The sequence below is a fragment of the Micromonospora sp. WMMD1076 genome, from assembly GCF_029581475.1.
In the GTDB taxonomy this organism is placed as follows: domain Bacteria; phylum Actinomycetota; class Actinomycetes; order Mycobacteriales; family Micromonosporaceae; genus Micromonospora; species Micromonospora aurantiaca.
Map to the genome: position 1 here is coordinate 6,321,184 of NZ_CP120862.1, position 12,188 is coordinate 6,333,371.

The window sequence follows — 12,188 nt, forward strand, 5'->3', positions numbered from 1 at the left end:
CCTGCTTGCGTCACTCCGGAACCTCCTTCTGCGCGTTTCCCGCGCGTTCTATGCTCAGTCTTGCACGTTTCAGTAGCCTCAATCAACGCAACGAGCAGGAGTGCGCAGTGGATCACTAACCGACGGAAGATCCCCTAGGCTTGCCCGGCTGACCGACCCGACCCGGCGAGAGGACGACGTGCCCGAGGACGACGCCGCGCTCTCGGCGGAGGAGGAACTCGCGCTGGCCCGGCTGGCGCTGGGCGAGGGCGACCTGCGGCACGCCGCCGACCACGTGGCCGCCGCGCTGGTCCGCTCCCCCACGCTGCCCGAGGCGCACGAGACGCTCGCCCGGCTGAACGCGGCGAGCGGCGGCGACCTGGATCTCTTCCCGCTCGGTCAGCAGGCGTTCGTCGGCGCCGTGGTGGCCCGAGCGCACCTCCTCGCCGCCACCGGCCACCCCGCCGAAGGGCTCGACCTGCTCGCCGCCGCCACCGGCTACGCCCCGGCCGCGCCCTGGGCCGCCGTACCCTGGGTGACCGCCGCCGACCTGCCGGAACGCCTCGATCCCGAGCGCACCGCCCGGATCCTCATGCAGGTCTGCGCGGCGGCGCCGGACCCCGCGCCGCGCCGGCTGCGCGAGCCGCTCGCGCCGTACCTCACGCTGGCCCGCAACGCGATCACCGTCCATCCGGCCCATCCGCTGCTGCTGGGCGCGGCGTCCGCGCTGGCCCGGCGGCTCGGCGAGGTCACCCTCGCCGTCACCTGGGCCACCCGGGGGGTACGCGCACAGCCCACCAAACTCGGCGAGGTGTGGCTCGGGTACGCGCACCGCAGCGCCGGCCGGACCGCCGAGGCGCTCGCCGCGCTGGAACGCGCTGTCACGCTCGATCCCGACGACCTCGCCGTCTACGCGGACATCGCCGGCACGCTGGCCGACAACGGCCGGCTCGACGCGGCGCTGGGCTGGATCGACCGGGCGCTGGCGAAGGATCCCACCTTCGACTGCGCGGTGCACACCGCGCACCGGCTGCGCTACCTGCGCGACGGGAACGTGGACCACCTGGTGGCGCTCGCCGACTTCGTCCGTGACCACCCGGACGACACGCACGAGCACGGCGACCTCGCCGAGTGCTGCCGGGGCCGCCCCTGGCTCGGGCAGGTGACGCCGGCGGGTGACGACGCCCCGGCCCCCGACGGTCCGGCTCCCTCGGCGGCGGCGGTACGGCGGCTCCAGCAGCTCGCGCACCCGGCGTGGGCGCACCCCCCGGCCGCGTATGACGCCGCAGTCGGGCTGGCCACACTGGACCTCGCCGATCTGCTCGCCCTGCTGGCACACCCGCCGCAGGCGCCCGCGACCGCGCTGGGCCGGGTGCTCGGCGGTCAGGATCCGGCACTGTGGACGCGCTGCGCGCAGGTCTGGGCCTGCCTCGGCCTGCTGCACCACCGCACCGACGAGCCGTGGGAGCTGTCGACCCGGCGGCGGGTGCTCGGGGAACTGGCCGCCGGCGATCTCGGCCCGGCCACCGAGGCGGCACTGTTCGCCCTGGTCACCGCCGCCTGGGTACACCCGGACACGCGCGCCGACGTGGCCGCGCTGGTGTCCGGGCGGATCGCCGAGGTGGCGGCCGGGCCGAGCCGGCGTACCCCGGTGGCGGTGTCGCTGGCGTACCTGGCGCGGGCCACGCCGGCCCTCGATCCGGCGGTACGCGCCATCGCCGACCGGCTGATCGCCGGTGCCGAGGGCGGCCCGCTGCGGCGTCTCCGGCGACGCCTCACCGCCCTGTTCCGCCGCGGCTGAGCGCAGCCGCGTCCGTCCCGAGCGAGCCCCCGTCTCCCTGCCGTCTCCCCGAGGTGGACCGCCCCTCACCACCTCGCCGACCGCCGCCACTTCGCCGAAGTGGCGCGATCGACTCGCCCTCGACCCCGCCACTTCCCCGAGCTGGCGAGCAGCGGGCACAAGGGCGCCCCGGTACCACGCACCGGAACCCGGCAGGGGTGGCGGGGCCGCGACGGTGGGTCAGGCGACGGGGGCCTTGCCGAGCGCGGCCTCGGCCTCGTCCTCGGGTGTGGCGCCGGTCGGCGGTGCGTCGTTGGTCGCGCGCAGCGGCACCTCCTTGATGAACCAGGCGAGCACCGGTACGGCCACTGTGAAGACGACGGCCCAGAAGAAGACGTGCGAGATGGCGTCGGACAGGCCGCCGAGCACCGCCTCGCGCATCGGGCCGGTGAGCTTCTTGAGCGCCTCCAGGTCCATCGCGCCGCCCTCGCCGCCCGAGCCCGCGAACGCGGAACCGGCGGCCGAGCCGGCGAGGCGGTTGGCGAAGATCGCGCCGAAGAGGGAGACGCCGAACGAGCCGCCGATGGACCGGAAGAAGGTGGCCGCGCCGCTGGCCGCGCCGAGATCCTTCTGTTCCACGCTGTTCTGCGCGATCAGCATCGAGGTCTGCATGAGGAAGCCCATGCCGACGCCGAGCACGATCATGTAGAGCGAGGACTGCGCCTTGCCGGTGTTCACGTCCAGCAGGCTGAGCAGGCCCATCCCGGCGACCATCACCACGCCGCCGACGATCGGGAAGACGCGGTAGCGGCCGGTCTTGGTGATGGTCCGGCCGACCACGAGCGACACCACGAGCATGCCGAACATCAGCGGGAGCAGCAGCAGGCCGCTGTTGGTGGCCGACGCCCCCTGCACGGTCTGCTGGTAGAACGGCAGGAAGTTCATCGCGCCGAACATGGCGAACCCGAGCAGGAACCCGATCACCGAGATCAGCGCGAAGTTGCGGTTGGCGAACAGGCTCAGCGGCAGGATCGGCTCCGGTGCGCGCCGCTCCACGATGGCGAACGCGCCGAGCGCGAGCGCCGCCAGCACGGCAAGGCCGAGGATCTGCGGCGATACCCAGTCGTACTCGTTGCCGCCCCACGTGGTCACCAGCACGATCGCGGTGATGCCGACGGACAGCAGCGCCGCGCCCAGCCAGTCGATCTTGTGCTCGGTGCGGTACTTCGGCAGGTGCATGGTGGTGGCGAGGATCAGCAGCGCCGCGCCGCCCAGCGGCAGGTTGACGTAGAACGCCCAGCGCCAGGAGAGGTTGTCGGTGATGAAACCGCCGACCAGCGGGCCGGCGACCATGGCGATGGCCATGATGCCGGCGATCATGCCCTGGTAGCGGCCCCGCTCGCGGGGCGGGACCAGGTCACCGATGATCGCCATGACGCCGACCATCAGGCCGCCGGCGCCGAGGCCCTGGACGGCCCGGAACGCGATCAGCTCGGTCATGCCGGTGTCGGCACCGCCGAAGACGCCGGAGCCGGACATGCCGCAGAGCGCGGAGCCGACCAGGAACACGACCACAGCGGTGAGGAAGACCGTCTTGCGGCCGTACAGGTCGCCGAGCTTGCCCCAGATCGGCGTGGAGACGGTCGTGCCCAGCACGTACGCGGTGACCACCCAGGTGAAGTGGTCGGCACCGCCGAACTCGAAGACGATCCGCGGCAGCGCGGTGCTGACGATCATGTTGTCGAGCATCGCGAGCATCATCGCGATCATCAGACCGAACAGGACGACCCGGACATTGGGTCTCGTGGTCACCTGGGCTGGTTGGCTCATCGGTAGGCTCCCCCGCAGATCGGATGATCGACTTACTTGCCGCCCGGCTAGTTTGCTTACTAGCCGGACGGTAAGCTGATGGCGGGCGCACGTCAAGCGGATTGGAAGGATGTCGGCCGGTGAGGGAGACCACAGGTGGCACGCGGCAGCGGATCCAGGCCGTCGCCTTGGAACTCTTCACCGAGCAGGGCTACGAGAAGACGTCGCTGCGCGAGATCGCGGAGCGGCTGGGCGTGACCAAGGCGGCGCTCTACTACCACTTCAAGAGCAAGGACGAGATCGTCACCAGCCTGGTCGACGACCGGCTGCGCCGGATGGACGAGCTGATCGCCTGGGCGGCCGACCAGCCGCCCACGCTGGCGACCCGGCGCGCCCTGATCGGCCGGTACGCCGACAGCATGTTCGCCGGCGACCTGCCCCAGGTGATGCGCTTCTTCGAGCAGAACCAGACGGTGCTCAAGAGCCTGGTCGCCGGCCAGCAGATGCGGGACCGGATGATGCGGCTGGCGCACGAGCTGTGCCGGGGCGACGACTCGCCCGCCGCCCAGCTCCGCGCCGCGCTCACGCTGTTCGCGGTGCACAGCAGCTGGTTCGCGGTACGCGTGCCGGGCATCACCGACGACGAGCGCAAGCGGATCGCGCTCCAGGTGGCCGACGAGCTGCTCGCCAAGATCGGCGAAACCGGCCAGGGCTGAGCCGGTTCAGCCCGCCGCGGTCAGGTCCAGCCGCAGGCCGCGCAGGTCGATGCCGGGCAGCGGCGTCCAGTCCTTCTCCGGATACCTGACGAAACCGAGCCGCTCGTAGAGGCGGCGTGCGCTCGCCGCCATCCCGGCGCGGACGCAGATCACCACAGCGGTGCAGCCCAGCTCCGTGGCGCGCGCCACGCACGCGGCCGCGAGCGCGACGCCCGCGCCCCGGCCCTGCGCGGCCGGATCCACAGCGAGCATCCGGAACTCGGCCTCGCCCGGGCCGGCGAGTTCGGCGTACGGGGTGCCGGGCAGCACGAACGTCACCGCGCCGAGCACCTGGCCGGTGGCGTCGTCGACGGCCACCAGCACCTCGCCGGTCTCGGCGCGGCCGGCCACGTCGGCGAGCACCGGCGCGTACCCGCTCTCGTCCTTGAGCTGGCCGTCCGCCTCGTACGCGGCGACTGTCAGCCGGGCCACGACCGGGAAGTCCGCCGGCTCGGCGCGGCGCACCCGCAGGCCGGTCAACCGATCTCCGCGATCAGGTCGCCGTCCTGCACCACGTCGCCCTCGTTGACAGCGAGCTTCTGCACCACGCCGTCGGACTCGGCGACCACCGGGATCTCCATCTTCATCGACTCCAGGATGACCAGGGTGTCGCCCTCGGACACCGTGTCGCCGGCCGACACGACGACCTTCCAGACGTTCGCCACCATCTCGGCGCGGATCTCCTCGGCCATCTCGGCCCTCCCTCTCCCCGACAGCTCCCCGACAATCCTGCGAACGGTATCCAATCATGACGCCTGTCACGCCGGGCCGCGCACCACCGGGCCGCGATCCGCCCCGCCGCGCCCCGGTGGGCGGTGACGGCACTAGCATCGTGCGGGTCGGCCGCCGGCGAGCCCGGTGGGCCACAACGCGACCTCCGCCGCGCCTCGCCGCGGACGGAACCGTGACCAGCACAAGGAGGCAGAGCATGGCGAAGAAGGCCCGCAAGAAGAAGGCCCGTAAGAAGAGCAGCGCCAACCACGGCAAGCGCCCCAACTCCTGATCATCCGATCAGGCGGCGCAGTCGCCGGACAGCGCAACGGCCCGGGTCCGTGATCGGACCCGGGCCGTTGCGCGTCGCTTTGTCAGTCCGCCAGTTCGCGGGACTCGGTGGTCTCGAAGACCACCAGCTCGGTCAGCCGCAGGCGCAACCGCTCCCGCAGCTTCTCCGGGGCCGCCTCGTTGCCGCAGCACCGGGCCACGAGCGCCTTGACCTCCTGCTCGATGCCGAACTCGCGCAGGCACGGCCCGCACTCGTCCAGGTGGTGCCGGATCAGCACCCGGCGCTCCTCGGCGCACTCCAGGTCGAGGTAGAGGTAAACCTCGGCGAGGACCTCGTGGCAGTCCGTCTCGTGCGGTCGTCCACAGCTCACGGTCACACCTCCCGGCCGGCGGCGGCGGTCGAACCCTTCTTCGACGAGGCGGCGCTGAAACCCCGCTCCGCCGCGTACTGCTCCAGCAGCTTCCGCAGATTACGTCGGCCACGGTGCAGGCGGGACATCACGGTGCCGATCGGCGTGCCCATGATGTCGGCGACCTCCTTGTAGGAGAAGCCCTCGACGTCGGTCAGGTAGACCGCCAGGCGGAACTCCTCCGGCAACTGCTGGAGGGCCTCCTTGACGTCGCTGTCCGGCAGCCGGTCGAGCGCCTCCGTCTCGGCCGAACGCAGGCCGCTGGACGTGTGCGACTCCGCCTCGGCGAGCTGCCAGTCGGTGATCTCCTCGGTCGGCGCCTGGATGGGCTGGCGCTGCCGCTTGCGGTAGGTGTTGATGTAGGTGTTGGTCAGGATCCGGTAGAGCCAGGCCTTCAGGTTCGTGCCCTGCTCGAACTGGTGGAAGGCGGCGTACGCCTTCAGGTACGTCTCCTGAACCAGGTCCTCCGCGTCCGCCGGGTTGCGGGTCATCCGCAGTCCGGCAGCGTAGAGCTGATCGACGAAGGGCATCGCGTCCCGCTCGAAGCGGGCCCTGCGCTCGTCCGTCTTCTCGGTGGTCAACCGCACATCCCCTCGCGTCGGATGCTTTCCCGCCGAGGATACGCGTACCCACCTACCGGCAGATTCACTTCCGGAGTGTGTGCCGGTGCTCACGACCGACGCCGCCGCGGGCCACTCCGGCGCGTCGAGCAGCCGCCGGAGCTGGCGCTCGTCCCGTTCGTCCCGTTCCCGGCTCCGTGTCTCGATCGGCACCGGTCACCCCCCTCGCGCTGGCTCTGTCGTCGTCCAAGGGAGGTAACGCGAGGTGTGGGGCGTGGCATTCCTCCGGCCCCACCCGATCCTGGTCCCGGCCTCGGCCGCGACCGACGCTGGGACCAGGAAGGGCCTGGGAGGGTGGCCCCGGCGCGCCCGAACCGGGCGGCCGGCACCAACCGGTGCAACGACCCGCCGCGGCGGACGGTCACGCCGCGCGCCGCCCGGTCAGGACGACCACCCCTGTACGCGCAGCCAGTCCCGCACCACGGCGGCCGTGCCGGCCGGGTCGCGGCGCAGGTCGTGGCGCTCCCCCGGCCGGACCACCACCTCGATGCCGGGGCCGGACCCGGGCACGCCGAACGGATCCCGGTCGCCGTTGACGACGAGCGTGGGCAGGCCGGTGAGCAGTTCCCCGGCCCGGGATCGCTCCGGTCGTCCCGGCGGGTGCAGCGGGAACGCCAGTGCGACGACTCCGGCCGCCCCGACGGCGGCGGCGGTACGGCACGCCACCCGGGCGCCGCTGGACCGGCCCCCGACCACCCAGTGACGCACCCGCGGGGCGCGCCGGCGCAGGCCGGCCAGCACCGCCGTCCACGCCTCGTCGAGGTGCCCGGCGGGAGCGGGCGCGCGTCGCCCGGCGACCCGGTACGGCTGGGTCACCAGGGCCACCCCGGCCCCGGCGGCGAGCACCGCGGCCCGCACCGCGGTCAGGTCGGGCGCGTCCACGTCACCGCCGGCGCCGTGACCGAGCACCAGCACCGTGGTGCCGTCGGCTGGTGTGTCGAAGCGGAGCCGGGCGGGCCCCCGTGGTGTGTCGATCTCGTCGTCGTGCCGCACCGGCTCATTCTGCGCGGCCGGCCGCCCCGCCGGTGATCGGGCACGGAACGGACGTCGCCCGCGGCCTGCCGGAGCGGGCCACGGGCGGCGTCGGGATCAGCTCAGCGGGACCAGCGTGAGGAGGCGGTCGCGCACCGGCGGACCGGCGTCGTCGAGCGCGTCCGGATCCGGCTGCACCTCGCTGCGCCAGGCAACCAGCATGGCGCGCCGCTCACGCGGCGTGGTGCCGCCCCAGACGCCGTGACAGTCGCCCACCTCCAGCGCCCAGGCCAGGCAGGAGCCCTGGACGTCGCAGGTGCGGCAGAGCGCCACCGCCGCGTCGGCCGGTTCGTTCGGTGCCGGAAAGAACGTCTCCGGATCGACGTTCTGACAGGTACCTCTGGTGCGCCACGCGTCGTCCTGGCGTCGTTCGCTCAGCGCCCGCAGCAGTCGCGGATCGCATCGCGCGGCGGCTACCTCGTGCGGACGCGGCATACGTGCCCGTGTCAATACACCCACCTCCCCCGTGGGAACCGGCATAGATCTTCACAAGATCGATGGGTGCCATCCGCCCCGTGCGAACAGACGCCCATCACCGGCGCTGTGTTCTATCGCATTCGAGAACGTAAGGACAAGAGTCTTCAATGAAACTGACTGAACGTCCGGGCGACTTTTCCGGCCCAACCCCGGCAAACAGGGCACGCAAATGTGGCGGAGCGTGATCAGAACAACGTCGGTCCGGCGGCCGTCCCGGCACCCGCCGAAGCCACCGCGGCGATCAACTCCGGGCCGTCGTTGCGGACGTCCCCCACCGCCCGGGAGACGGGCCGGATCTCCAGCCCGGCGAGCAGGCCGGCGTCCGGCGGCGTGAGCAGCTCCGCCGGCTCCTCGGCCGGGCCGAGCCAGCCCGCCCGGCGCTCCGGCGACAGCAGCAGCGGCATCCGGTCGTGCACCTCCGCCAGCTCGCCGACCGCCGCGGTGGTGAGCACGCTGAACGTGAGCCGGGCCACGCCCGCCGACTCCCACACCGACCAGATGCCGGCGAAGGCCAGGACCGAGCCGTCCCGCGGGGTCATGAAGTAGGGCTGGCGCCCGCCGTCGGCGAGGCGGACCCACTCGTACCACCCGTCGGCGGGGACCAGGCAGCGGCGGCGGGCGAAGGACGGCGCGTACGCCCGGCTGGTGGCGACCGTCTCGGCCCTCGCATTGATCATGCGGGCGGCCCCGGCGGCGCTGCGCGACCAGTGCGGGAGGAGGCCCCAGCGGCCGAGGGAGAGCAGCCGGTGCCCCTCCGGGGCGAGCCGGACCAGCGGCACCGGGTCGGTCGGCGCGACGTTGTAGTCCGGCGCCACGCCACCGGTCTCGTCGGCCGACTCGAACAGCGCGCTCAGATCGGCGGCGCTCCGGGTCGTGGCGTACCTCCCGCACATGGCGCCCACGCTAGCCGCATCCGGACGTTCCGGCTGTCCCGCCCAACGGGAGCAGCGGCGACGGACGGTTCCACCGGACCGCGAGCTTGGCAGAATGTAACGGTGAGCAATCCGACCGCGACGCCTCCGCCGCAGCCGTGGACCGCACCGACAGCGAGCGACCCGGTCGCCGCGACGCTGCGCCTGCCCGGTTCCAAGTCGATGACCGCCCGCGCCCTGGTGCTCGGCGCGCTCGCCGGCGGACCGTCGACACTCGCCCATCCGCTGCGCGCCCGGGACACCGAACTGATGGCCGGTGGCCTGCGCGCCCTGGGTGCCCACATGTCCGTCTCGGACGACGACCGCTGGCTGGTCCGTCCCTATCCGCTGGCCGGCCCGGCGCACGTCGACGTCGGCCTGGCCGGCACCGTGATGCGCTTCCTGCCCCCGGTGGCCGGGCTGGCCGCCGGGCGGGTCACGTTCGACGGTGACCCGCACGCCCGGACCCGCCCGCTCGGGCCGCTGATCGGCGCGCTGCGCACGCTCGGCGTCCGCATCGACGCACCCCCGGCCGGCAGCCTGCCGCTCGTCGTACTCGGCGCGGGGCGGGTGACCGGCGGTGACGTGGTGATCGACGCCTCCGCGTCCAGCCAGCTCGTCTCCGGTCTGCTGCTCGCCGCGCCGCGTTTCGACAGGGGCGTGGTGGTCCGGCACGAGGGGCCGCCGGTGCCGTCCGCGCCGCACCTGCGGATGACGGTGCAGATGCTCCGCGCCGCCGGCGCCGCCGTCGACGACACCACGCCCGACGTCTGGACGGTCGAGCCGGGCCCGCTGTCCGGGCGTGGCTGGGAGATCGAGCCGGACCTGTCCGGCGCGGCGCCGTTCTTCGCCGCCGCCCTGGTGACCGGCGGCGAGGTGACGCTGCAGGGCTGGCCGCGCAGCAGCCTCCAGCCGGTCGAGCGGCTCCGGGACCTGCTGCACCGGATGGGCGGCGAGGTGAGCCTCGGCACCGACGGCCTGACGGTGCGGGGCACCGGCACCGTGCGCGGGCTCGACGCCGACCTCTCCGACGTGGGCGAGCTGACCCCGGTGCTGACAGCGCTCACGCTGCTCGCCGACGGCCCGTCCCGGCTCACCGGCATCGGCCACATCCGCGGTCACGAGACCGACCGGGTCACCGCCCTGGCCAAGGAGTTCACAGCGCTCGGCGCGGACCTCACCGAGACCCGCGACGGGCTGGACATCCGGCCCCGCCCGCTGCGCGGCGGGACGTTCCGCACGTACGCCGACCACCGGATGGCGCACGCGGCGGCGGTGGCCGGGCTCGCCGTCCCCGGCATCGAGGTCGACGACGTGGCGTGCACCTCCAAGACCATGCCGGAGTTCCCGGCACTATGGTCGGGGATGGTGACAGGCAAGAACTGACAGCGGGGGGACGTCCTGACGACGAAGCGGCGCGAGTACGACGAGGACGACGTCCGGGTACGACCGGGCCGGTCGTCGCGCCCGCGTACGCGCACCCGGCCCCGGCACGCCGACGCCGTCGACGGCTTCGTCATCGCCGTCGACCGGGGCCGCTACACCTGCGTGCTCCCCGGCGCCGGGCCGGACGCGCCGCTCGTGACCGCCATGCGGGCCCGCGAGCTGGGACGCAAGTCGGTGGTGGTGGGCGATCGGGTGGGTCTGGTCGGGGACACCTCCGGGGCACCGGGCGCGCTGGCCCGGATCGTACGCATCGCCGAGCGGACCTCGGTGCTGCGGCGTACCGCCGACGACGACGAGACCACCGCCGAGGGGCGGCTGGAACGGGTGGTGGTGGCGAACGCCGACCAGTTGGTGATCGTCAGCGCGCTCGCCGACCCGCCGCCGCGTACCGGGTTCGTCGACCGCTGCCTGGTGGCCGCGTACGACGCCGGCATCGAGCCGCTGCTCTGCCTCACCAAGGCCGACCTCGCCGGCCCGGAGGCGGTCCTCGGCTACTACACCGAGCTGGAGCTGCCGTACGTGCTGATCCGCCCGGACTCCGACCTGGCCGCGCTGCGGGCGCTGCTCGCCGGCCGGGTCTCGGTGATGGTGGGCCACTCCGGGGTGGGCAAGTCGACGCTTGTCAACCGCCTCGTCCCGGACGCCGAACGGGCGGTGGGCACGGTCAGCGCGATCGGCCGGGGCCGGCACACCTCGACCAGCGCGGTGGCGCTCCGGCTGCCCGCCGAGCCCGGCGCCGACGGCGACACCGGCTGGATCGTCGACACCCCGGGGGTACGCAGCTTCGGGCTGGCCCACGTGTCCGCCGAGAGCCTGCTGCACGGCTTCCCCGACCTGGTCGAGGCGACAGTCGACTGCCCGGCCAACTGCCCGCACACGGCCGACGAGGCGGACTGCGCGCTCGACGCCTGGGTGGCCGCCGGGAAGGCGGACGCGCGCCGGCTCGCCTCGTACCGCCGGTTGCTGGCCTCCCGCAGCGGTGAGGGCGACCCGCGCGAGCCGGAGCGCAACCCCGGCGACCCGCTCGCCGGGTCCTGACCGGCGGACCGGCGGCGACCCGCCGTCGAAGGCCGGGCCGCCGCCACTAGCGTGTCCGTCATGACCGGGTACGCCGACGACCTCGCCCTCGCCCACCTGCTCGCCGACGCCGCGGACGCCGTCTCCTCGGCCCGGTTCCGCGCGCTCGACCTGCGCGTCGAGTCGAAGCCGGACCTGACCCCGGTCTCCGACGCGGACACCGCCGTGGAACGGGAGATCCGCGCGCTGCTGGCCGCCCACCGTCCCGGTGACGGCCTGCTCGGCGAGGAGTACGGCGAGCAGCCGCCGGCCGGCCCGGACGGGCGGCGCTGGGTGATCGACCCGATCGACGGCACGAAGAACTTCGTCCGGGGCGTACCGGTCTGGGCCACGCTGATCGCGCTGCTGGAGCACGATCGGCCGGTGCTCGGCCTGGTCTCCGCCCCGGCGCTGGGCCGCCGCTGGTGGGGCGCGCTCGGCGCGGGCGCGTTCGCCGGCACCGGCCCGGCGGACGGCACGCCGATCCGGGTCTCCGGCGTGACAGCGCTCGCCGACGCGAGCTTCTGCTACTCGTCGCTGACCGGGTGGGAGCGGGCCGGCCGGCTGGACGCGGTGCTCCAGCTCATGCGCGACACCTGGCGCAGCCGGGCGTACGGCGACTTCTACGGCTACACGCTGCTGGCCGAGGGGGCGCTGGACGTGATGGTGGAGCCCGAGCTGTCGCTGTGGGACATCGCCGCGCTGGTCCCGATCGTCACCGAGGCGGGCGGGATCATCACGGATCTGGCCGGGCGGCCCGCGCCGGCCGGCGCCGGCTCGGCCGACATCAGCGCCGTGGCCAGCAACGGCACGCTGCACGACGACATCCTGGCCCGCCTCGGCCGTCCAGCCGAGCGCTGACCCGGGGAAGCCTCTATCCTCGCCAGGTGGTTTCCTCCGGTTGGTGCTTC

At 73.5% G+C, this 12,188-nt stretch carries 13 protein-coding genes; 5 read left to right on the forward strand and 8 right to left on the reverse strand.

Going from position 1 to position 12,188, the window contains the following annotated elements; genetic code table 11:
- Nucleotides 1-178: 178 nt before the first annotated feature.
- Nucleotides 179-1,780 carry a tetratricopeptide repeat protein gene (locus tag O7622_RS28580; protein WP_282311179.1) on the forward strand — a complete coding sequence of 534 codons (1,602 nt, stop codon included), beginning with the start codon at nucleotides 179-181 and terminating at the stop codon, nucleotides 1,778-1,780.
- Nucleotides 1,781-1,999: 219 nt separating this feature from the next.
- On the opposite strand, the gene O7622_RS28585 is transcribed toward O7622_RS28580, so the two are convergent.
- On the reverse strand, nucleotides 2,000-3,589 hold the full coding sequence (locus O7622_RS28585) for an MDR family MFS transporter (RefSeq protein WP_282311180.1): 1,590 nt from the start codon (nucleotides 3,587-3,589) through the stop codon (nucleotides 2,000-2,002).
- A gap of 119 nt (nucleotides 3,590-3,708) precedes the next feature.
- On the opposite strand from O7622_RS28585, the gene O7622_RS28590 reads away from it, so the two are divergent.
- Entirely contained in the window at nucleotides 3,709-4,284 is a 576-nt protein-coding gene (locus O7622_RS28590; RefSeq protein WP_282311181.1) for a TetR/AcrR family transcriptional regulator, read from the forward strand.
- Nucleotides 4,285-4,290: 6 nt separating this feature from the next.
- Here the strand turns inward: O7622_RS28590 and O7622_RS28595 are convergent, their stop codons facing one another.
- The 7 genes from O7622_RS28595 to O7622_RS28625 all read right to left on the reverse strand — a co-directional run bounded on the left by O7622_RS28595 (nucleotide 4,291) and on the right by O7622_RS28625 (nucleotide 8,757).
- Nucleotides 4,291-4,803 (reverse strand): GNAT family N-acetyltransferase, encoded by a 513-nt coding sequence (locus tag O7622_RS28595; protein WP_282311182.1) that lies wholly within the window; start codon nucleotides 4,801-4,803, stop codon nucleotides 4,291-4,293.
- Complete coding sequence (locus O7622_RS28600; RefSeq protein WP_013288370.1) at nucleotides 4,800-5,015, reverse strand: biotin/lipoyl-binding carrier protein; 216 nt, start codon at nucleotides 5,013-5,015, stop codon at nucleotides 4,800-4,802. Before O7622_RS28600 ends, O7622_RS28595 begins: the two co-directional genes overlap by 4 nt.
- Before the next feature lie 393 nt (nucleotides 5,016-5,408).
- Nucleotides 5,409-5,696 carry a mycothiol system anti-sigma-R factor gene (rsrA, locus tag O7622_RS28605; protein WP_282311183.1) on the reverse strand — a complete coding sequence of 96 codons (288 nt, stop codon included), beginning with the start codon at nucleotides 5,694-5,696 and terminating at the stop codon, nucleotides 5,409-5,411.
- 2 nt (nucleotides 5,697-5,698) lie between these two features.
- Complete coding sequence (locus tag O7622_RS28610) at nucleotides 5,699-6,508, reverse strand: sigma-70 family RNA polymerase sigma factor (RefSeq protein ID WP_013288373.1); 810 nt, start codon at nucleotides 6,506-6,508, stop codon at nucleotides 5,699-5,701.
- A gap of 228 nt (nucleotides 6,509-6,736) precedes the next feature.
- A complete protein-coding gene (locus O7622_RS28615) occupies nucleotides 6,737-7,348 on the reverse strand; it encodes an alpha/beta family hydrolase (protein ID WP_282311184.1) in 612 nt (203 codons plus the stop codon).
- A gap of 96 nt (nucleotides 7,349-7,444) precedes the next feature.
- On the reverse strand, nucleotides 7,445-7,837 hold the full coding sequence (locus O7622_RS28620; protein WP_282311185.1) for a WhiB family transcriptional regulator: 393 nt from the start codon (nucleotides 7,835-7,837) through the stop codon (nucleotides 7,445-7,447).
- Between the two features lie 212 nt (nucleotides 7,838-8,049).
- Nucleotides 8,050-8,757, reverse strand: coding sequence for an SOS response-associated peptidase (locus O7622_RS28625; RefSeq protein WP_282311186.1), 708 nt, complete (start codon nucleotides 8,755-8,757; stop codon nucleotides 8,050-8,052).
- Between the two features lie 102 nt (nucleotides 8,758-8,859).
- Here O7622_RS28625 and aroA point away from each other — a divergent pair, with 102 nt between their 5' ends.
- The 3 genes from aroA (at nucleotide 8,860) to hisN (ending at nucleotide 12,138) form a co-directional block, all read left to right on the forward strand.
- Nucleotides 8,860-10,161: a 3-phosphoshikimate 1-carboxyvinyltransferase gene (gene aroA, locus O7622_RS28630; RefSeq protein ID WP_282311187.1), complete on the forward strand. Its 1,302-nt coding sequence runs from the start codon at nucleotides 8,860-8,862 to the stop codon at nucleotides 10,159-10,161.
- Nucleotides 10,162-10,323: 162 nt separating this feature from the next.
- Nucleotides 10,324-11,259: a ribosome small subunit-dependent GTPase A gene (rsgA, locus tag O7622_RS28635; RefSeq protein WP_282311188.1), complete on the forward strand. Its 936-nt coding sequence runs from the start codon at nucleotides 10,324-10,326 to the stop codon at nucleotides 11,257-11,259.
- A 60-nt stretch (nucleotides 11,260-11,319) separates the two neighbouring features.
- On the forward strand, nucleotides 11,320-12,138 hold the full coding sequence (gene hisN / locus O7622_RS28640) for a histidinol-phosphatase (RefSeq protein ID WP_282311189.1): 819 nt from the start codon (nucleotides 11,320-11,322) through the stop codon (nucleotides 12,136-12,138).
- Nucleotides 12,139-12,188: the final 50 nt, after the last annotated feature.